Origin of the sequence: Halomonas citrativorans, from assembly GCF_014898005.1 — a bacterium.
In the GTDB taxonomy this organism is placed as follows: Bacteria; Pseudomonadota; Gammaproteobacteria; order Pseudomonadales; family Halomonadaceae; genus Vreelandella; species Vreelandella citrativorans.
The window spans coordinates 23,487-42,647 of sequence record NZ_JABUYX010000008.1 but is presented as its reverse complement, the minus strand read 5'-3'; the positions used below and the strand labels follow the sequence as shown (position 1 = coordinate 42,647).

Below are 19,161 nucleotides of genomic sequence, written 5' to 3'. Positions count from 1 at the left end.
GCCGTAAGACATGCCTGATATACTCAATCCAAGCCTATGGGCATCTTTATTTATGACCCTTTATTACGGAGAGACCTCTTGAGCACACTCACTCCCCGCCAGTTTCCTAACACTCGGCTGCGCCGCATGCGCCGCGATGATTTTTCCCGTAGGTTGATGCAGGAAGTGACCCTGACACCGTCTGATTTAATCTTGCCGGTGTTTGTTTTAGAGGGTGAAAATCAGCGTGAAGCCATTGCTTCCATGCCCGGCGTTGAGCGCCTGTCGATTGATTTATTGATTGAACAAGCCAGGGAAGCGTTTGCGTTAGATATTCCCGCGCTGGCGCTCTTCCCAGTGGTAGGTACCGAGCAGAAAAGCGAGCTTGCCGAAGAGGCTTATAATGCCAACGGATTGGTTCAGCGCAGCGTGCGCGCGCTTAAAGAGGCGTTGCCTGAGTTGGGCATTATTACCGATGTCGCCCTGGACCCTTACACCAGTCACGGCCAGGACGGTATTTTAGATGAGCAAGGCTACGTTCAGAACGACCGCACGGTAGAAACGCTGCTTAAGCAGGCGCTTTCCCATGCTGAAGCCGGGGCGGATGTTGTCGCGCCTTCAGACATGATGGATGGTCGCATTGGCGCTATCCGCCAAGTACTGGAGCAAGAGCTTCTGCACAATGTGCGGATCATGGCCTACAGCGCCAAGTACGCTTCCAAATACTACGGCCCGTTTCGTGACGCGGTCGGCTCGGCGGCCAATCTAGGCAAGGCCGACAAGCGTACCTACCAGATGGACCCGGCCAATAGCGATGAAGCGCTGCACGAAGTGGCCATGGATATCAGTGAAGGCGCTGACATGGTCATGGTGAAACCCGGCATGCCCTATCTGGACGTGGTGCATCGGGTTAAAACCGAGCTTAAAGTGCCCACCTTTGCCTATCAGGTAAGCGGTGAGTACGCCATGCACCGCGCCGCATTTGATAACGGCTGGCTGGAAGCCGAGCCGGTGATCCTGGAATCACTAATGTGCTTTAAACGTGCCGGGGCCGACGGCATCTTGACGTATTTTGCACTGGAAGCCGCTCGACTATTGCTGAATCAACGCTAGAAGCCCGCCCTCAAGATGACAGATATATGACATTTTTCTGTCATCTTTCTCCCGCATACTGCTTTGCACGGCAGGTATCACGCTATGCTAGTTTGAAGCCATTAATGCGGGGGAGCCTTATATGGACGATCACGTTACACCATCTACAGCGCTATCACTTAGCGAACTACCCAACGTTGAAATGGATGGTTTACCGTTACGCATTAATCGTACGCCTAACGGTGTGCACGCTAAGGATACCCTTAGTGAAACCGATCTGGACGATCCCCAACTCTATTTAAACCGCGAGCTTTCCCACCTTCAATTTAATATTCGCGTTCTGGAACAGGCACTGGACGATGCGCATCCACTGCTTAATCGACTGATGTTCCTGCTTATTTTCTCATCCAACATGGATGAATTTTTTGAAATTCGCGTGGCGGGCTTAAAACACCAGATGGCCATGGGCGATGATACGACAGCGGCCGATGGTCGTTTGCCCAAGGCGGTGCTTGCTGAAATTTCCGAAATTGCCCACCAGCAGATCGCTCGTCAGTACAAAATTCTTAACGACACGCTGCTTCCCGCCCTGGAGCAACAGGGCCTGCGTTTTCGGCGCCGCGCACAGTGGACCGAAGCGCAAAAGCAGTGGGTACATGAGATGTTTAATAACGAGATCATGCCCGTCATCAGCCCGATAGGCCTTGATCCTTCGCACCCGTTCCCGCGGCTGGTCAATAAGAGCCTTAACTTTATTGTTGAGCTGGAAGGTAAAGATGCCTTTGGCCGCGCAGGTGGCATGGCCATTCTTCCTGCCCCTCGCTCGCTCCCGCGTTTAATGGCGCTTCCCAAAGCGCTCTGCGCCGAAGGCTACTCTGAATATATCTTCCTCTCCTCCATGATTCACGCCCATGCTGAGGAGCTATTTCCCGGTATGCGCGTGCGCGGCTGCTATCAATTCCGATTGACGCGCAACGCCGACATGACCGTTGATCCGGAAGAGGTTTCTGACCTGGCATCGGCGCTGCGAGGCGAGCTGCTGGCCCGCCGTTATGGCAGAGGTGTACGCCTGGAAGTCGCCGATAATTGCCCCGACGACTTGACCAACTTTTTAATGCGCCAGTTTGAGCTTGATGCCGAGGATCTCTATCGCGTTGAAGGGCCCGTTAACCTGACCCGCATGATGTCGGTGCTGGGAGACGTTGATCGCCCCGAACTGGTGTATCGCCCGTATACGCCGAGTGTGCCCAAGACGCTTAAAATCGGCTCCATGTTTGACTCGATTGCCAGAAACGATGTTTTACTTCACCACCCCTTCCAGTCGTTCTCACCTATTGAGGAACTACTGCGTGAGGCGGCTCGCGACCCAAACGTTCTGGCCATTAAACAGACGCTTTACCGCACCGGCGCCGAATCGCCTATCGTGACCGCGCTGGTGGATGCTGCAAGCCAAGGCAAGGAAGTCACCGTCGTTATCGAGCTACGCGCGCGGTTTGACGAAGCGGATAACCTTCAGCTTGCCTCACGCCTACAGGAAGCCGGGGCCATCGTTATTTACGGCATTATGGCGTATAAAACCCACGCCAAGATGCTGCATATTGTCCGGCGTGAAAAGGGCGAGCTGCGCCACTACGCGCACATGGGCACGGGCAACTATCACTCTAAAACCGCCAAGCTTTACACCGACTACAGCCTGTTAACCGCCAACAAAGCGCTATGTGCCGATGTGCACAAGGTCTTCCAGCAGCTTTCAGGGATGGGCCGGGCACGCAAAATTGATACGCTGCTGCACGCACCGTTTACGCTGCATGAGCGTTTGGTGGAGATGATTGACCGGGAAGCGCAGCTGGCACAAAAGGGCAAACGTGGGCACATCATTATCAAGTGTAATTCACTGACCGAGCCCAGGCTGATTAAAGCACTTTACCGTGCCTCCCAAGCGGGGGTTGAGTGCGATTTGATTATCCGTGGCATGTGCTGCCTAAAACCCAACCTTCCGGGCATTTCTGAAAACATTCGTGTGCGCTCGATTATTGGCCGTTTTCTGGAGCACACCCGGGTATTTCACTTCCATAACGACGGTAAATCGGAAACCTGGTGTTCAAGCGCTGACTTTATGTCGCGCAACATGTTCCACCGGGTAGAAACCTGCTTTCCGCTATTGGATAAAAAGCTCGCCACCCGAGTGCGTAAAGACCTGGAAACCTACCTGGTCGATAATTGCCAGAGCTGGCTGCTGCAAAGCGATGGCTCCTATCGCTTACAGGACCCTGGTGATAGCGATGCGATCAGCGCTCAGGAGACCCTGCTTTACGCGTTCGCATCCAAAAGCTAGCACAGACCGGAAAAATCCAGTAAGCGCAGTAATGCCGTTAATAAGCGGCTTTACTGCTGGCAGGCACGCTTCTCACACTTTTAAACTCATGCAAAGACGCCTACGCCAATAGCCAAGTACATGAGAGACTGTCATGATAAATCCTTTCAAATTGAAAGATATTATCCATGATTGAGTTACGCCACCTACGCACACTGCTTGCCCTACGTGAAACGGGTTCACTGGTGGAGGCCGCCGAACGCGTTCACCTTACCCAGTCGGCCCTTTCGCATCAGCTCAAAGACCTGGAAGGTCGGGTTAACAGCCCGCTTTTTGTGCGTAAAACACGGCCCGTCGAGTTTACTCGGGCAGGTTTACGGCTATTAGCCCTGGCCGACCAGATACTTCCGGAAGTGCGCAAAGCCGAACGCGATGTGGCCCGGCTGGCGGGGAGCGAGCAGGGGCGGCTGCACATGGCCATTGAGTGCCACAGCTGCTTTCAATGGCTAATGCCTACCGTCGACTACTTTCGCGACCACTGGCCGGAAGTGGAAATTGATATTCCCAGCGGCCATCACTTTGACCCGCTACCAGCGCTGGCACGCGAGCAGTTGGATCTGGTCATTACTGCCGACCCTCAGGCACTGGAGGGTGTTCACTATGCGCCGCTGTTTCGCTATGAAGGGCTTTTGGCCGTAGCACGTCAGCACGCTTATGCAGGGAAGCTCTTTATCGAGCCTCAAGCCCTGGCAGACCAAACGCTGATCACCTACCCCGTAGAGCAGGCACGCCTGGATGTATTTACGCAGTTTTTAGACCCGGCGAACGTACGTCCTCAGGAGATTCGCACCGCCGAACTTACCATCATGATGATGCAGTTGGTCGCCAGCGGCCGAGGCGTATGTGCCCTGCCCAACTGGGCGCTAACGGAGTATCTCGAGCGCGATTACGTCAGCGCCGTTAAGCTGGGTGAAAACGGCATTTGGAGCACGCTGTACGCGGCCGTTCGAGAAGAGACGCTGGAAGCGCCCTGGATGAAGGATTTTCTACGTACCGCACGTGAAACCTCGTTTGCAGTACTCACAGGCATTAAACCAGCGACTCACGACGAGGAATCAGCAACGTAAAGCGTGCGCCACCCAACGCAGGGCTGGTATCCACGGTGACGCTACCGCCGTGGCCCGCCATAATCTTTTGCACGATAGAGAGGCCTAAGCCGTAGCCTCCCAGGCTGCGGGCCCGACTATCGTCCAGCCGAGTAAACGGCTTAAAAATATCCACACGGGCATCTGCCGGAATGCCTGGGCCGTCATCCTCAACATCAATACGCACCAGTTGATCTTCGCTCCAAAGCCGGATAATAAGGTGTTTTTTGCCATAGCGGCAGGCGTTACCCACCAGGTTTTGCAGCGCCCGCTGTAAATAGCGGGGCTCGGCTAAAAGCTCAATGTCCGGCCCATCCGCCAGTTCAATAGTAAGCCCTTCATTGAGTGGCGCCAGCGTATCAATCACACGCTCGGCCATTGCCCGGCAGTCCACCAGCGCCATTTCAAGCTCGGCCCCGTTCACCGTTTCACCGCCCAAGCGAGCATAGGTAAGGATTTCATCCACCAGCTCGTCAAGCTCCGAAATATCGGCATCAATTCCCTGCAACTGGCGCCGAATAGCGGGCTGATCAGTCATGTCCTCGACCATCTGTACGGCAAAGCGAATACGCGCCACCGGCGTGCGAAGCTCATGGGAGACAGCACGAATCATCTCTTGCTGGCCACGCAGCAGCGTTTGCACTTGGCTGGCCATGCCGTTAAACGCCATGCCTAACCGGCCCAGAAAGTCGTCACTTTCTATTTTTACGCGCGTTTCAAGACGGCCGCTGGCAATCCGGGTAGCCGCCAGCTCAAGGCGCGCCATACGTGCTTCGATGCTGCGCATAATCAGATAGATAATTAAACCCAACACAGCCATGACACCAATCAACAGCGGCAATTGTAAATTCATGGGCAGCGTATCACCGCGCGAGACAGGACCGGCCATTAACCAGACGTCTTCATCGGGCAGTTGATAAAGCAGGCTAACGGCCAGTTTTTCGGATACGAGCAGCGTTAATACATTGCCTAACGCCAGTTGGCTTTGCTGCTGAGACGTTATGTTATCGGGCAGCGTATTAAGCAGAGTGAGCGGCCAGTTGCCGGAACGCAGCGACGTCAGGTTGGCTTCTCGCTCGTCACGCGGCAAGGCTTTTAGCCACTCGCCCAGCAGCAGCAGGCTGCCCTCCCATTGGCGTTCGCTCCAGGCAGGCAGGGTCGCTTCCAAAAACCATTGGCTTTCAGGCACTCGCTGACGAAGACGCCAAGGATCTTCAGTCACCAATACGCTACCACGCTCAATGCGTTTATCAGCGAAGTAGCCAAGCTCTACCTCACTCATACGCCGCAAAGTAAGCTGCATACCCAGCCGCTCGGCAAAATAATTAACCAGCGAATTTCTTTCTTCTTCGGAGACACCGGCCAGTTGCTGGGTCATTAATGACATGGGCAGTGCTGCCAGCTGCTCGTGGTAATCCTCACGCCGTACTTGTTCAATAAAAGAGCGGCCGCCGAGCGCGATGAGCAGTACGACACAAAGCGCCAAGCCTAGCAGTAGATAGAATTTTAAAAACGCGCTATGGCTAAGCAGCCGCTGCATAAATCCTTTTCCTTCCCTGTGTTGATCAACTGTCCTTCACGAAAAGGTAGCCTTTGCTGCGCACTGTCTTGATTCGATGAGGCTGGTTGGGGTCATCACCCACCTTGGGTCGAATACGCGATACGCGTACATCGATAGAACGGTCCTGGCCATCGTACTTAATGCCACGTAACTCATTGAAGATCTCTTCACGGGTCAATACCCGGCCCGCATTACGGGCAAGTAACCACAACAGGTCGAACTCGGCGCTGGTTAAATCAATACGTTCACCGGCAAGCCACGCTTCTCGGGTCGCATTATCAATTTCCAGATTTTCAAACCGTAGGCGCATTTCGCCATTGGGCGCTGGGCCATCTGCACGCCGTAGCAAGGCACGCATACGGGCGAGCAACACACGAGGCTGCACCGGTTTGGGCACATAGTCATCTGCCCCCATTTCCAACCCAAGAATTTGGTCCACGTCGTCAGTGCGTGCCGTCAACATCATGATGGGGCCCGCAAAATTGGGCCGCACTCGGCGACAAATCGACAAACCATCCTCGCCGGGCAACATCAAATCCAAAATGACCAAGTCAGGCTGTAGCGTAAGAATGCGGTCCATCCCTTTCACCCCATCGGCCTCTAGCGTGACCTGAAAACCGTTGGCTTCCAGATAGTCGCGAGTCAGCTCAGCCAAGCGCTGATCATCCTCTATGATCAGAATATGATCCTGAGCGGGATAGTCAGGCATAACGGTTTCTTGTGACCCAAGCGCCTGAAATTTCTGTTCCAAGTGATTATCCATCTTATCCTTCACTCCGCTTAGGCAGTTAGTCATTCATGTCGTCAGTCGTTCTCAAAAGGTAGCCGGTTACCTGTTCACAGGATACCTCAAAACCCAGCAAACACTTCTCCTGAGCAGTAGCCGCTTTTCTCTACTCGCCGTCGCACACCGCTTGATTCTTCCAAAACAGAGGACTAATGTAGACAGCGGACTGTCGACAATCTGGCTGGAGGAGTAAGCCATGAAAGATGGTAAAGCTAAAAGTGTTATCAAGCGTGTTTATGTTCCTACTCAAGTGCGCGATTTACCCAACGGGGAAAGAGTAACCATCCCTGGCCACTATAAAGCGCCGCCCAGTAATGGAAACAGTGCGTAATGGTACATACTTATAGAAAAGGCAGGCGCGATGCCTGCCTTTTTTAAAGCCGATTTTTGCAGCGCCACCGCTAACCGGCAGCGCAGCCTTTAGCCTGCTTGGCTATCCTTTGGGCCCTAATAGTAGCCATGCAATCAGGCCTACCAGTGGGAAGATCAGCAGCGCTAATATCCACAGCACTTTAGCCAGACCGCCTGCTGAACTTTTAGCAACTTTGACAATGGCCCAAATAATAATAATGAGCCAAATCAGACCTAGTAATCCACCGACTTCAATACCCATAGCCACTCCTTGCCTATTTGTTTCCGTGGGCTTTTAGCTAAGCACACCAATACACTATTCACAAGTATCGCTTACGCATCGGGCAGGCTCAGAACCATTTCGCCGCTGCGTATTTCAATATTCAGCAGATGCAAAAAACTCATCCCCAGCAGCACGACATGATTCTCCATACCGGGGCTGATGGAGCCTTGTACATTGCGGATATTGATCCCCCCCAGCGTTACTTCATCAAGCTGAGTAAGGTTTCCTTGTACGCGACCGTTGGCCGTATTAAACCAGGCGCTGCGCCCACGTTCGAGCCCCAACCGATTGGCCAGCTCATCTGAAACGGCCACATAGGTAGCGCCGGTATCCAGTAAAAACGTCACCGGCTCACCGTTAATTTCGCCCGGTGCTTCAAAGTGCCCCGAACGGTTACGCTGTAAAGTAACGGGGCCGCCGTCAGTCGCAGTCTGCACGATATGGGCATTAGGGTTCAGTATTTTTTCCATCCCCCCATCCAGCCACCAGGTACCCAAGCCGATTAACAGTACCCAGAAAAGCAGCATCATCACGATGCTGCCACGCTGTGCTGTCTGCATTATGTGCTCCCCGTTTGCGGTATATTAAGCGCTCTGCCACGCGATGGCGGCATCACGCCCTCGTCGCTCATTAACGTTTGCACAAATCAGCATTGCGATAACAAACAGGCCTGCACATAAAAGGATAGACGCTTGTAGGCCAATCATCGCTTGCAGTACACCCAGCATCACGATGCCCATCACGCCTGCCAATTTATTCGCCAGACCCCAAAAGCCAAAAAACTCAGCCGATTTTTCAAGCGGTGAAAACACCCCCACCAAGGCGCGGCTTGCCGACTGACTAGATCCTAAACTGAGCCCCGCCAGGCAACCAACCGCTAGAAAGACATGCTGTGCCTGCCACTGCCAACCAAAATGCACATTGGCCCAAGCGGTTATTTCGGGCGTTGCCCAAATGGCAATAATCGCAACCACCCACAGGCCAAGCGTTATTTGATAGGTGTGTTTCGCGCCTAACCGATCCTGAAGCCAGCCAAACCCGAGCGCTCCGGCCGCCGCGGTTATCTGAACGATAATAAACATGATATTACGTACGCTTTCATCCCAGCCAATCACCTGGGCGCCATAGATAAACGCAAACGCAATAATGATGTAGACCCCCGCCATGGAAAACAGCAGCGAGACCAGGAACACACTCAAGTCTTTGAAATAGCGCAACTCATGCAGGGTTGAACGTACGCGCTGTTGAGCAATATCCCAATACGCCACCCCAGAAAGTTTGGGCGTGCCGCGCTCTTTAAGCCACAGGAAGGTGGGAATAGCGGTAATCAAGAAAAAACCGGCCGCGAAGGGCCCCACCCAGCGGATACGCTCATAGTTTTCAACGGTTGCCTCCCCCAGTACGACGAGGGTAAAGCCCGCCGCAAACAGCCCGCCAATATATCCTAGTGACCAGCCAAACCCGGAAATCTTGCCAAGCTTTTCAGGCGGCCCAAGCTCCGGTAGAAAGGCCGCAATAAAGGACTCCCCCATGGAGTAGGCGTAATTGGACAGCACAATAAGAACAAGCCCCAGCACGACATAGCCGGGAGATACAAAGTAAAGCATCGCGGTGGTGGCGACCGTGGCCAGATAGCTAAAAAACAGAAAGCGTTTTTTCTCGGCCCGATAATCCATAATCGCACCACAAAGTGGGGCCGTTACGACCACCATTAAATAGCTGACCGCTAGCGCCAGGCTCCATAGAAAGTTGGCCAACCGAAAACCATCGCCTCGATCCCCTACAATCACGGTGGTAAACAGCTCACCAAATACCACCGTAATGATCAGCAAGGTGTACGCCTGATTAGCGAAATCAAACATGGCCCAGCCGAATATTTCGCGGCGTGAAGCGTAGGAAGAAGCAGCCTTGGCAGCATCATTTAGCAACATCGGGAGTCTCTCTTTAGGGGCAGTGGCAAGCCTGCACATTAGCGCCTGTAAGGTATGACAAAACGCTTAAAGCTTACTGTATAAGAAAGCGCCCGGCTTATCGCCGGGCGCTTTGACTGCATTTCAATCAGGACTGCGTTACACCAGGTTGGCCTACAAAAGCCAATGTGCCAGGACAGCCGACAGGCCAATCACCAGTGCCGTTACAACGGCGACCGTAACGACGCGGTCCAGCCAGCGGTCCAACCAACGCTCAAGCGCCTGCCCCTTGGGCTGGCGTCGTGTTGCACCGTGGCGTCCTCGCCGAGCCATCAGTATCCTCGCTCCATGTGTTTGCTCCTGAAGACCTGATTAAGTTCACCTAGCTATTAATACGCCGATTGATAACATTAGGTGCACGGCGTAAGCGCTCCTCTTCGCCCATCTGCTCAGCTTCAAAGGCATCGGCGCCAACAGGCGTTTCACCGTGGCGGCGATAAAGCTGGGTCAACATAGCCTTACGATCTGCGCGTAGCTCACGTACCAGCACAATGACCATCATATACAGAATAAAGGTAAACGGTAGTGCCGACAGCACCGCTGCTGACTGAAGCCCGGAAAGGCCTCCCGCCACAATCAACGTTAAACAAATTGCCGCAATCAGCACACCCCAGATAATACGTTTATAAAGCGGGGGATTAATAGAGCCGTTGTCGGTCATCTGCGCCACGATATAAGAAGCAGAGTCGGCCGATGTTACCAAAAAGATAAAGATGAGCATCATGGCAACGACAGAAAGTACGTTAGAGAACGGCATCAGCTCGAACATTTTAAACAGCGCCACGGTGATATTTTCCTGAGTGGCGGCCGCTAAGCCTACATTTGTGCCATTAAGCTCCATGTTTAGCGCTGCTCCCCCAAATACGCCAATCCAGAGACAAGCCAACAGTGGCGGAACCAGCAATACGCCAAACACATACTCTTTAATCGTACGGCCACGGGACACGCGCGCAATAAACGTACCTACAAACGGTGACCATGCAATGACCCAGGCCCAATAGAAAATCGTCCAGCTACTGGCCCACTCATTATCACTATACGGGGAGATACGTAGGCTCATCCCAATAAAGTTCTGAAGGTAGTCCCCAATGCCTAGCGTAATCGTTTCAAGGATCGCAATGGTCGGGCCGGTCACCAATACATACACCATTAGCCCGATGCACAGCACCATGTTCAGGTTTGAAAGGCGCTTAATACCTTTATCAAGCCCGGACCAAGTCGACGCCATATAGGCGCAGAACATTATCAACAGAATAATAAACTGCCAAAACCCATTTTCAGGCAGGCCAAAAACAGCGTTCAAGCCGCCGTTCATCTGTAATACCCCAAGCCCTAGCGAGGTAGCCACCCCCATTACGGTCGCGACAACCGCAAACACATCCAGCCACGAGGCATACGGGCGAAGCCGTGGCCTTTTAGCGGTAACGGATGAGAGCACCGATGACACAAGCCCTGCCTGACCTTTACGGAACTGAAAATAGGCAATGATCAGGCCCACCACCGAAAAGGCCGCCCATTGATGAATACCCCAGTTGAAATAGCTGTATTGAATGGCATAGCGGGCGGCTGCTTCTGTTTCGGCGGGCACATCGCCGTAGGGCGGCTCAATATAGTGCGACATGGGTTCGGCCATGCCATAAAACACAAGCCCTACGCCAAACCCGGCCGCCAGCAGCATGCTGATCCATGAGAAAAAAGTGTAGCTGGGCGTACTGTCCTGAGGTCCTAAACGTACCTTGCCATACTTGCTAAAGGCGAGTGAAAAAAGGAACACAACAAACCCAAATACAGAGAACAGATAAAACCAACCAAAAAGCCGCGTCACCGATGCGAGAGCCGACTCGGCTGCACTTCCGAACCCTTCGGGAAAGGCTGCGCCCACTACTACCAGGCTGAAAATGATGACAGCCGATGCAATAAACACCGACTTTCCTCCATGATTTGCCATACAACCACCTTGTTAGATAAGTAATTGAATGAAAGAAACTATACATAGACGTTGTAACCCTAGCGGGTTAACGATGTTTATGTACAGTCTTCGTTTATTCATGAAGGGCATGCGTATTTAACGCCGTTATCTAAATGGGCAAACAATTGTTTTCCGTCACCTTCTTTAGCGCGCTCACTGCACCAAAATAAAACATTAAATGCTCTTTTTTAGCCAAGCCGCATCATTTTGGTGCTAGCGATCCTATCCAGTCGGATTATCTATTACCTGATATTCAACAACACCCAACCAGCCTAATCCTCGATACGTTTCATAGCCGGGCGTTTCAGCAAAACTTATCAAGCTCCCCTTCTCCTGATAATACCCGCGTTGTTCGCTGTCGCGTGCTAACGGATACCGGTTGCCAATGGTATTTTGCTGAGTATCTGCAATGATGTGATTCTTGGAGTCGAGTAATAAAACGCGGCTACAAGCCTGCTCCTCTTCGGTTAACCCGACCCCTTCAATAACCGCCTTTGCCTGAGGGGCCCAGTCAAAAAATATGCCTAAAACGCCAATGGCAACACCATCACTCTCTCCGCCTTTGCGAATAGCCGTGGCATACGTTGCCACCGCTGCGTCGTCCAACAGGGCATTGTGCTCAATATCGTTAACCACGAACGCGTCTCCATCAGGTGTTTTCATGGCACGCTTGAACCATTCATTGTCGGCTACGTTTACACCTTTTACGCCAGGATAGTGGTCAGGACGACCGCTGGCAATCACATTGCCTTCTGCATCTGCCACCCATAAATCCAGATAAACGGTATACGAGCGCAGAATAGTGGCCAGCCGATGGCTCGCATAATCACAGCGCTGCTGATTGGGATGCTGTATGGCCTCGACCACAGCGCTATCCGTCGCCCACCAGCGCACATCGCAGGAGCGCTCAAACAAATTACGGTCAATGATTTCAACTGCATTCAAAGCAATATCGGTAAAGCGCTGCCCGCGAAACTCATTGGCCATTGACGTACCGGCCGTTTCAATACTTTCAGTGTGCGCCTCCACCTGGTGTCGAAAATCACGGGCGATTTCATTGATCGCACCGGATACACGTCCCATCTCCTGAGCAACGACGGAGAAGGCCGCACCGCTGGGACCTGCTCTTGCCGCTTCTATACGTGCATTCAAAGCCAAAATTTCAGTTTGCTGCATGATTTTTTCAATCATGCCGATTTTTTCTCGCGTAATCGTTGTAATGCCGTAAGCAAGTTCAAGAATACTATTATCTTGCATGAGCGTTCCTTATAGGAGGTATTTCAAGGCAAACCGTTTCCCTAACGCTAGTAAAGCAAGATATAGGCCAGCCTTCAGTGAACTTGGCTAACAAACTATGTTCCAATAAGGCACACGACGATGGAGGCTTTTATGCCACAGATGAATCGCGATCAACGTAACGCCGCTTGGCAAGCTGCTCAACAATGGCGTACACGCGCAGCGCAGTCGCAGCCCGGCGGGCTAATGGGTAGCTTAAAATTGCTGCTAACGTGGCTGGCGTTTGGCGTGCTAATGGTGGTCGGCGTCATACTAGGCCTGTTCTTTCTTTTAATTGGCTGGGCCATGATGCCTTTTGTGCGCCATAAAATGAAAAAGCGGATGGAGCAGATGCGCGCTGAGCAAGCTCAGGATATTGGCGGCGGTTACGCAGAGCCTCATACGCGGTCACGTCAGCAGGATGTTCTGGAAGGAAGTTACGAGGTAAAAACACACGAAGATAACAAGGCAACGCCGCGTGATTAACGGCGCTAATCATCGGCATGAGGCTTCCCAAAGCAATCAGGAAGCCTTTATGACGGCTCCACTGTTCTGAATAGCGGCGTTTGACTGAAAGACGCAAAGCTAATTGCCCAGAACAAATGACCCTAGCCCCACCAACCCAAGCCTGGTTTATGGTTCAAGAAAGCGCTGCCAAAGGGCTTCGACGGCAGCGCGATGCTCCTTAAAGTCATCGACCTCACCAATGAGTTTCTCACCCGTTAGTGCTGCGCGGTGTGTTCTGCTTCGGTAGGCCAGATAAGCTTCTTTTAACTGCTCAGCCTCCACTGAAGGTAAGTGCCCACTCTCGGCAAGCATCTCTAAAATACGCATATTATCGCTGTAGGTAGCCAGCGAGGGTGTTTGGTGAGCCAGCGCTAACACCGCGTACTGGCAGAGAAATTCAATGTCCACCATGCCACCAGCGTCGTGCTTTAAATTAAAGCGCGGCTCCTGGGTTTTACTGCCCAAGTGGTCACGCATTTTGTGGCGCATGTTGACTACATCATCACGCAGGGCGTGTTTATCACGCTGCATGCCTAGGATGTCTCCACGAATCTGGTTAAACCGTTCGGCAAGCGCACTGCTTCCGGCGACGACCCGTGCGCGCACTAGCGCCTGATGCTCCCAGGTCCAGGCATTTTGCTGTTGATAGTCGGCAAAGGCATCAAGCGAGGTCACCAATAGTCCCGCATTGCCTGAGGGGCGCAAGCGCATATCGACGTCGTACAAGCTGCCCGCGGGCGTCACCGCGGTTAGCAGGTGGATAATGCGTTGGCCCAAACGGGTAAAAAACAGCGGCGTATCAATGGGTCGAGGACCGTCGGTAGCCCCTTTACCGTCGCTATCATGCAGAAAAACCAGGTCAAGGTCAGAGCCATAACCCAGCTCGATACCGCCCAACTTTCCATAGCCAATAATCAGAAAAGCCGGTTCATGGTCGTTGAGCCCCTTGGGCACTCCGTGCTTACGGGTCACATGTTTCCAGGCCATCGCCAAAACGGCGTCCAGAATCACTTCAGCGATATAGGTTAAGTAATCACTTACTTTCATTAAATGTCGTGTACCAGCGATATCAGAGGCGGCAACATGAAGCATTTTGGCGTGTTTAAATACCCGCAATGCTTCAAGCTGGGCTTCTTCATCATCTTCAGGCAGCCGGTTTAACGTTTGACGCAACTCATCGGCCAAGCGTGCTTTATCCGCTGGGGTGTAAAGAGTTTCTGGCGTTAACAGCTCATCCAACAGAATCGGATAGCGAGAAAGGCGCTCGGCAATCCATGGGCTGGCAACGCATAAGCGCATAAGATGCTCAAGCGCCTGAGGATTTTCACGCAGCAGCGCTAAATAAGCGGTTCGCCGTAGTACCGCCTCAATCAAAGGCTGTACGCGGGCAAGTGCGATATCCGGTGTCTCATTTTCAGCCACGGCGGCCAGCAGTAGCGGCATTAGCGCATCAAGACGCTCAAAGCCGATTCGCTGCATACTTTGCACCTGGCGCGATTGATAGAAACTCTGCAGACGCTTCAATACCTGATCGGGCTCGGCAAACCCTGCGCTGTGTAAGTAAGCGGTTGCTTCGTCCGCTTCCAGCTCGTTGCGCCAGATCAAACGCCACTGCGCAGGCGCCAAGCGGCTTGCGTCGTTGGTTTCTTCCGCATCCTCCTCGGGGTCAGCAATCACGGCATCAAAATGACGCCGAACACGCTCTCGAACATCATCAAGCGCCGCCATCAGTAGTGCCCAATCTTGATAGCCCATGGCAAAAGCAATCCGGGCCTGGTCGGTCTCATCTGTTGGCAGCATTTGCGTCTGGCGATCTTCAAGCGCTTGGATGACGTGCTCCAGGTCGCGCAGAAATGCGTAATCAGGCATGAGTTCATCGACCACCGCTTGGGGCAGTAGCCCCAGCTCGGGCAAGCGATTCAAGGCCGTTTTCAACGACGTTACCTGCAGCTCCGTATCCCGCCCGCCACGAATCAGTTGGAACGCCTGCACCACAAATTCCACTTCGCGAATGCCGCCAGGGCCGAGCTTGATATTGCTCTGCATCCCTTTGCGCTTTACTTCACGGTTAATCATGGCTTTTAGCTCGCGCAGCGACTCAATGGCGCCAAAATCCAGGTAACGGCGATATACAAACGGGCGCAGGCCAGCCAATAACTCAACCCCCGCCTCTATATCTCCCGCCACCGGGCGCGCCTTGAGCAGGGCGTAACGCTCCCACTCGCGTCCCTGGTCCTGATAGTAGCTTGAGAGCATGGCAAAACTGCCTACCAGCGGTCCGCCATCGCCTAGCGGCCGCAAGCGCATATCCACCCGAAAGACAAAGCCATCTGCGGTCATGGCATCCAGCGCGGCAATCAGCTTTTGGCCCAGCTTGGTAAAGTATTCCTGATGCTCCAGCGGCTTGCGCCCGCCCTGCGTCTCGCCTTTTTCAGGGAAGGCAAAAATCAGGTCGATATCAGAGGAGAGATTCAGTTCGCCTGCGCCCAGCTTCCCCATTCCAAGAACGACCAAGCGCTGGGCAGCGCCATCGGCACGGGGCGCTGGCATACCCCAACGAGGCGCATAAAAACCTTCAAGCCAACGTAACGCGGCTTCAAGACACAACTCAGCCAGTTGAGAAACCGCGTGAGCGGTATCCCACATGGTATAACCATCAGGCCGATTTAGATCCCGCCAGATAATGCCCACCATTCGTGCACGCCGAAAACGCCGCAACACACGCTGCATGGCCGCTTCATCTTCTGCGCGTTCCAGTGCGTCGTGCAGCCACTGTTGTTGATCATGGCGGGCCGGTGCCGTATCCAATTCGCCGTTGGCTTCAAGCGTTGCAAGCCAGCCCGGGTAGCGGGTGAAGGTATCCAGCACAAAGGTGGATACGCTTAGCACCTTGGCCAGCGCCTCGCGGCGTGGTTGAGTAAGCGCTTGCCAACCTTCCGAGGGCAGCGGCTGCTGGGTCAATGAGGCAGTATTATCCGCTTGACTAAGCGCATCGTTCAGCCGCTGGCCCACCTTTTGGCCCTCTTGCTGAAGCACCTCAGGCAGCGCGTTTAAAGATATAAACGAATTATCCTGTTGCATAGCTACCTCACCGCCAAGCGCTTACACGCTAGCCAAAGATTTTTTGCCAACCCAAGAGCCCCCAGGTAAGCCCGGCCATTATTAACGACAGCATGACGGCGGCGGACCCAATATCCTTGGCCCGCCCGGAAAGTTCGTGATGCTCTGTACCAATGCGGTCGACCACGTTTTCAATCGCACTGTTTAACAGCTCAACAATGAGCACGAGAAACAAGCTGCCCACCAGCAGTAACCAGCTTAGCGAGTCATTACTGATCCACCAGGCAAAAGGCAACAACACGGCGGTAATACACACTTCCTGGCGAAAGGCCGTTTCGTTACGAAAGGCAGCCTTTAATCCTTTCCAGGAGTAGCGTGTTGAGTACACCAAATGGGTTAGACCGGTATGCTCTGGTTTCATGCAAGTCGTCTCACTTTAAGCGTCGAGGAAATTAATTAGCCAGAATCATTGCGTCCAAATCGAGCGACAACGGATCAAGCACCTCAGACCAGCTTATATAAGGAGTGTTACCACTTCCGTTCACCAATACACTAAAAACACCCCAACGCCCGGAGGCCGTACGAAAGTAACCTGCCACAGCGCGTACGGCAAAAGGCTGATTCAGCGTACCGGTTTTGAGCATGACGTTATCTTGAAACGTGGATGAGCCGCGTCGAATAAATCGCATGACGCCGTTGGCAGGCGACTGAAAGGCGGCCACGAAGCTTGGAAACAGCGAACTCTTCAGATACATGTCTTCCAGCATTACATTAACGCCATGAGCCGAGGTACGGTTTTCTGTCGTCAGTCCACTACCGCTATATAAGGTGACAGGACCGTGGCCTGATAAGCTCTCGGCATAAACTTCCAGTGCTGAACCCGCCTGACGCAGCTGGGCTTGCGGCGTTTCCACCAGGTTTAAGGCCAGCACATCAGCCATATAGTTATTGGAGTAGTTCATGGTGCGCAGCAGGAGTTCTTGTAGCGGCTGGCTATCCACCGCCGCCAAGCGCTTCGCACTGGCAAGAGGCTGAGTGGAAGTGACACGCCATGGGTCCCTGACAGCAATGCCCGCCTGGTTTAGCATGCCAAGCAGTATCTGCGCGGTCTCTTCAGCGGCGTCGCCGGCTCCTCGATAAATATCCCGAGCCATGGCGTTGGTTGAAATTTGCCCACTCAGGCGCATTACATCGCCACGCTCATCGGTGACGCGCTCGGCGCTAATTTCGGTTCCGCTATTGGCCGGACGTGTGATGACCTGGTTATCGATATCAATTAATGGTAACTGGCTATCACAAAGCGTGGTACGGGCGGGTTCACCCGCCACTTGAGAAGGGGCTACGTTGACACACCAGCTGCCGAAATTAACCCCCGCGGAGGTAAGCGGCGCGCTATAAGCATTGGTCACACGGGTGCGGGCGTTGCAGCGGTCGTTGGTAATACAGTCGACAGGGCCAAAACGCCACTGGCTTACGACGAGCGCACCATCCACTTCATTAACACCGGCCATTTGTAAGCGCTGCACCAGGCGCCACAGATTTTCTGTCGTAAGCCCAGGGTCGCCGCCGCCTTCAAACACCAGGTCCCCACGCAAAATGCCGTTATCGATAGCGCCACTGCTTACCAGCTGGCTGGTAAAGCGATGCTGAGGGCCAAAGCGATTTAACAGGGCGGCCGCCATATAGGCCTTGGTAACAGAGGCGGGCGCCATCTGGCGCTCTGGGTTGATGCTTCCCAGCAACTCAGGCGCATCAGTATCAAGCAGGCGCGCCTCCGCGCTTATCGCAAACCCCTTATCCTGCAACTGCCCCAAACGGCTAAAATCGGCAAATAGCGCAGGGCTCGCCAGTAGTGAAGCGGCGGCTACCCCGGCGGTCATCGTCACACGCCACTTGCGCATCGTTGCTTTAAAGAAGTACGTCACTGTTATCGGCCTCAATGTCTATTCATTTTGAAAACACGTGCATCACCACCACACCTACCACTATCAGGGCGATATCCATCCGCGCGGACAGGCCAGGTTTTTCACCTAACACAAACGTTATAAGCGCTCGAGTTGAACCTGTAAGCGCCAAAGCGTTTGGCCACTTTTATCGTATTTAGCTTCAAAGGGGGTTAAGTACTCACTATCGGGCGTCCATACGCCGATGTCTGCTTGCCTTCCCGTCACTTGCGCGACTGCCAAGGCAAACTCCTCAATATAAAGCGGCCAGTTGGAACGCACCTCAAGCTGGCCACCAAGTGCCAACAGTGTGGGTAAAACCGGGTGCCCATGCCAGCGCATCTTTAAATGAGCGGCCTTGGGGTACGGATTGGGGTACAACAAATAGTGGCGTTCAGGTTGCCACCGCGCCTGATCCGCCAGGCGCCAAAAGTCAACCAGGTCCGCCCGGACCAGCAACGCATTATCCGGTAGCGCGCCATGATCACGCCCTAGCCTATCTTCACTGCGGTCGACCCCGATCACGGCATGGTCAGGGAACTGTGCAGCCAATTGGCGGGTCGAAATTCCAACACCGCACCCGGCATCGATGATCAGCGGCGCATGACGCGCTTGATACCAGCGGTTAGCCTGCTCAAATGCTTCCTGAGTATGAGCCGCAATGGGTTTACGTAGTGGCGTTGCCAACGCTCGATCGATCCGGCGCGCTAGATCATGGTGAGGGCCTGGCTGATTGGATATAACGGGGCGAGAAGTGTTCTGCATGCCATCCCTCAGACTTAAAAAGAGGTGATTCTATCAGTCTCCTGCGCTTGCAGCATGACGTCATAAGGTGCCCGGTGCTATGATCACGCCCGAGATATTTATTAAGCTCAATGGCCGCGTACTTTTTACCCTGCCATTGGCGATAACTGTTATTAAAAAC

General features: G+C 53.4%; 17 protein-coding genes. 5 read left to right on the top strand and 12 right to left on the bottom strand.

Going from position 1 to position 19,161, the window contains the following annotated elements:
• Nucleotides 1-78 precede the first annotated feature (78 nt).
• The 3 genes from hemB (at nucleotide 79) to INT20_RS10075 (ending at nucleotide 4,512) form a co-directional block, all read left to right on the top strand.
• Complete coding sequence (gene hemB / locus INT20_RS10085; protein WP_193056844.1) at nucleotides 79-1,092, top strand: porphobilinogen synthase; 1,014 nt, start codon at nucleotides 79-81, stop codon at nucleotides 1,090-1,092.
• A 121-nt stretch (nucleotides 1,093-1,213) separates the two neighbouring features.
• Nucleotides 1,214-3,406 (top strand): polyphosphate kinase 1, encoded by a 2,193-nt coding sequence (gene ppk1 / locus INT20_RS10080; protein ID WP_193056843.1) that lies wholly within the window; start codon nucleotides 1,214-1,216, stop codon nucleotides 3,404-3,406.
• A 167-nt stretch (nucleotides 3,407-3,573) separates the two neighbouring features.
• Nucleotides 3,574-4,512: a LysR family transcriptional regulator gene (locus tag INT20_RS10075; protein ID WP_172117377.1), complete on the top strand. Its 939-nt coding sequence runs from the start codon at nucleotides 3,574-3,576 to the stop codon at nucleotides 4,510-4,512.
• On the opposite strand, the gene INT20_RS10070 is transcribed toward INT20_RS10075, so the two are convergent.
• Complete coding sequence (locus tag INT20_RS10070; RefSeq protein ID WP_193056842.1) at nucleotides 4,475-6,070, bottom strand: ATP-binding protein; 1,596 nt, start codon at nucleotides 6,068-6,070, stop codon at nucleotides 4,475-4,477. The genes INT20_RS10075 and INT20_RS10070 overlap by 38 nt on opposite strands.
• 25 nt (nucleotides 6,071-6,095) lie before the next feature.
• Nucleotides 6,096-6,854 carry a winged helix-turn-helix domain-containing protein gene (locus INT20_RS10065; RefSeq protein WP_319643853.1) on the bottom strand — a complete coding sequence of 253 codons (759 nt, stop codon included), beginning with the start codon at nucleotides 6,852-6,854 and terminating at the stop codon, nucleotides 6,096-6,098.
• A 220-nt stretch (nucleotides 6,855-7,074) separates the two neighbouring features.
• Here INT20_RS10065 and INT20_RS18235 point away from each other — a divergent pair, with 220 nt between their 5' ends.
• Nucleotides 7,075-7,209: a hypothetical protein gene (locus INT20_RS18235; RefSeq protein ID WP_254908543.1), complete on the top strand. Its 135-nt coding sequence runs from the start codon at nucleotides 7,075-7,077 to the stop codon at nucleotides 7,207-7,209.
• Nucleotides 7,210-7,311: 102 nt separating this feature from the next.
• Here INT20_RS18235 and INT20_RS10060 read toward each other — a convergent pair whose 3' ends face one another.
• From INT20_RS10060 to INT20_RS10035, 6 genes are all read right to left on the bottom strand, one after another.
• The gene (locus INT20_RS10060) at nucleotides 7,312-7,491 is read right to left on the bottom strand and encodes a PLDc N-terminal domain-containing protein (RefSeq protein WP_172117375.1); all 180 of its coding nucleotides are present in this window, start codon (nucleotides 7,489-7,491) and stop codon (nucleotides 7,312-7,314) included.
• A gap of 71 nt (nucleotides 7,492-7,562) precedes the next feature.
• A complete protein-coding gene (locus tag INT20_RS10055) occupies nucleotides 7,563-8,072 on the bottom strand; it encodes a retropepsin-like aspartic protease family protein (RefSeq protein ID WP_172117374.1) in 510 nt (169 codons plus the stop codon).
• A 24-nt stretch (nucleotides 8,073-8,096) separates the two neighbouring features.
• Nucleotides 8,097-9,443 carry an MFS transporter gene (locus INT20_RS10050; protein WP_193056841.1) on the bottom strand — a complete coding sequence of 449 codons (1,347 nt, stop codon included), beginning with the start codon at nucleotides 9,441-9,443 and terminating at the stop codon, nucleotides 8,097-8,099.
• Between the two features lie 153 nt (nucleotides 9,444-9,596).
• Nucleotides 9,597-9,755: a hypothetical protein gene (locus INT20_RS10045; RefSeq protein WP_193056840.1), complete on the bottom strand. Its 159-nt coding sequence runs from the start codon at nucleotides 9,753-9,755 to the stop codon at nucleotides 9,597-9,599.
• A 49-nt stretch (nucleotides 9,756-9,804) separates the two neighbouring features.
• The gene (locus INT20_RS10040; RefSeq protein WP_193056839.1) at nucleotides 9,805-11,430 is read right to left on the bottom strand and encodes a BCCT family transporter; all 1,626 of its coding nucleotides are present in this window, start codon (nucleotides 11,428-11,430) and stop codon (nucleotides 9,805-9,807) included.
• Between the two features lie 243 nt (nucleotides 11,431-11,673).
• Nucleotides 11,674-12,708 (bottom strand): methyl-accepting chemotaxis protein, encoded by a 1,035-nt coding sequence (locus INT20_RS10035; protein ID WP_193056838.1) that lies wholly within the window; start codon nucleotides 12,706-12,708, stop codon nucleotides 11,674-11,676.
• Nucleotides 12,709-12,840: 132 nt separating this feature from the next.
• On the opposite strand from INT20_RS10035, the gene INT20_RS10030 reads away from it, so the two are divergent.
• Nucleotides 12,841-13,212, top strand: a complete 372-nt coding sequence (locus tag INT20_RS10030) for a hypothetical protein (RefSeq protein WP_193056837.1) — start codon at nucleotides 12,841-12,843, stop codon at nucleotides 13,210-13,212.
• Between the two features lie 147 nt (nucleotides 13,213-13,359).
• Here the strand turns inward: INT20_RS10030 and glnE are convergent, their stop codons facing one another.
• The 4 genes from glnE to trmB all read right to left on the bottom strand — a co-directional run bounded on the left by glnE (nucleotide 13,360) and on the right by trmB (nucleotide 19,001).
• Complete coding sequence (gene glnE / locus INT20_RS10025; RefSeq protein ID WP_193056836.1) at nucleotides 13,360-16,314, bottom strand: bifunctional [glutamate--ammonia ligase]-adenylyl-L-tyrosine phosphorylase/[glutamate--ammonia-ligase] adenylyltransferase; 2,955 nt, start codon at nucleotides 16,312-16,314, stop codon at nucleotides 13,360-13,362.
• A 28-nt stretch (nucleotides 16,315-16,342) separates the two neighbouring features.
• Complete coding sequence (locus INT20_RS10020; protein ID WP_193053309.1) at nucleotides 16,343-16,714, bottom strand: diacylglycerol kinase; 372 nt, start codon at nucleotides 16,712-16,714, stop codon at nucleotides 16,343-16,345.
• Between the two features lie 31 nt (nucleotides 16,715-16,745).
• The gene (gene dacB / locus INT20_RS10015) at nucleotides 16,746-18,194 is read right to left on the bottom strand and encodes a D-alanyl-D-alanine carboxypeptidase/D-alanyl-D-alanine endopeptidase (RefSeq protein ID WP_193056884.1); all 1,449 of its coding nucleotides are present in this window, start codon (nucleotides 18,192-18,194) and stop codon (nucleotides 16,746-16,748) included.
• Between the two features lie 141 nt (nucleotides 18,195-18,335).
• Nucleotides 18,336-19,001, bottom strand: a complete 666-nt coding sequence (gene trmB / locus INT20_RS10010; RefSeq protein WP_172117367.1) for a tRNA (guanine(46)-N(7))-methyltransferase TrmB — start codon at nucleotides 18,999-19,001, stop codon at nucleotides 18,336-18,338.
• Between the last annotated feature and the right edge of the window lie 160 nt (nucleotides 19,002-19,161).

What these genes read in the sequence shown, in the direction of transcription:
- ppk1 (WP_193056843.1), top strand. Translation starts at nt 1,214, where the DNA reads ATGGACGATCACGTTACACCATCTACAGCGCTATCACTTAGCGAACTA.
- INT20_RS10075 (WP_172117377.1), top strand. Translation starts at nt 3,574, where the DNA reads ATGATTGAGTTACGCCACCTACGCACACTGCTTGCCCTACGTGAAACG.
- INT20_RS10070 (WP_193056842.1), bottom strand. Translation starts at nt 6,070, where the DNA reads ATGCAGCGGCTGCTTAGCCATAGCGCGTTTTTAAAATTCTATCTACTG.
- INT20_RS10065 (WP_319643853.1), bottom strand. Translation starts at nt 6,854, where the DNA reads ATGGATAATCACTTGGAACAGAAATTTCAGGCGCTTGGGTCACAAGAA.
- INT20_RS18235 (WP_254908543.1), top strand. Translation starts at nt 7,075, where the DNA reads ATGAAAGATGGTAAAGCTAAAAGTGTTATCAAGCGTGTTTATGTTCCT.
- INT20_RS10060 (WP_172117375.1), bottom strand. Translation starts at nt 7,491, where the DNA reads ATGGGTATTGAAGTCGGTGGATTACTAGGTCTGATTTGGCTCATTATT.
- INT20_RS10055 (WP_172117374.1), bottom strand. Translation starts at nt 8,072, where the DNA reads ATGCAGACAGCACAGCGTGGCAGCATCGTGATGATGCTGCTTTTCTGG.
- INT20_RS10050 (WP_193056841.1), bottom strand. Translation starts at nt 9,443, where the DNA reads ATGTTGCTAAATGATGCTGCCAAGGCTGCTTCTTCCTACGCTTCACGC.
- INT20_RS10045 (WP_193056840.1), bottom strand. Translation starts at nt 9,755, where the DNA reads ATGGCTCGGCGAGGACGCCACGGTGCAACACGACGCCAGCCCAAGGGG.
- INT20_RS10040 (WP_193056839.1), bottom strand. Translation starts at nt 11,430, where the DNA reads ATGGCAAATCATGGAGGAAAGTCGGTGTTTATTGCATCGGCTGTCATC.
- INT20_RS10035 (WP_193056838.1), bottom strand. Translation starts at nt 12,708, where the DNA reads ATGCAAGATAATAGTATTCTTGAACTTGCTTACGGCATTACAACGATT.
- INT20_RS10030 (WP_193056837.1), top strand. Translation starts at nt 12,841, where the DNA reads ATGCCACAGATGAATCGCGATCAACGTAACGCCGCTTGGCAAGCTGCT.
- glnE (WP_193056836.1), bottom strand. Translation starts at nt 16,314, where the DNA reads ATGCAACAGGATAATTCGTTTATATCTTTAAACGCGCTGCCTGAGGTG.
- INT20_RS10020 (WP_193053309.1), bottom strand. Translation starts at nt 16,714, where the DNA reads ATGAAACCAGAGCATACCGGTCTAACCCATTTGGTGTACTCAACACGC.
- dacB (WP_193056884.1), bottom strand. Translation starts at nt 18,194, where the DNA reads ATGCGCAAGTGGCGTGTGACGATGACCGCCGGGGTAGCCGCCGCTTCA.
- trmB (WP_172117367.1), bottom strand. Translation starts at nt 19,001, where the DNA reads ATGCAGAACACTTCTCGCCCCGTTATATCCAATCAGCCAGGCCCTCAC.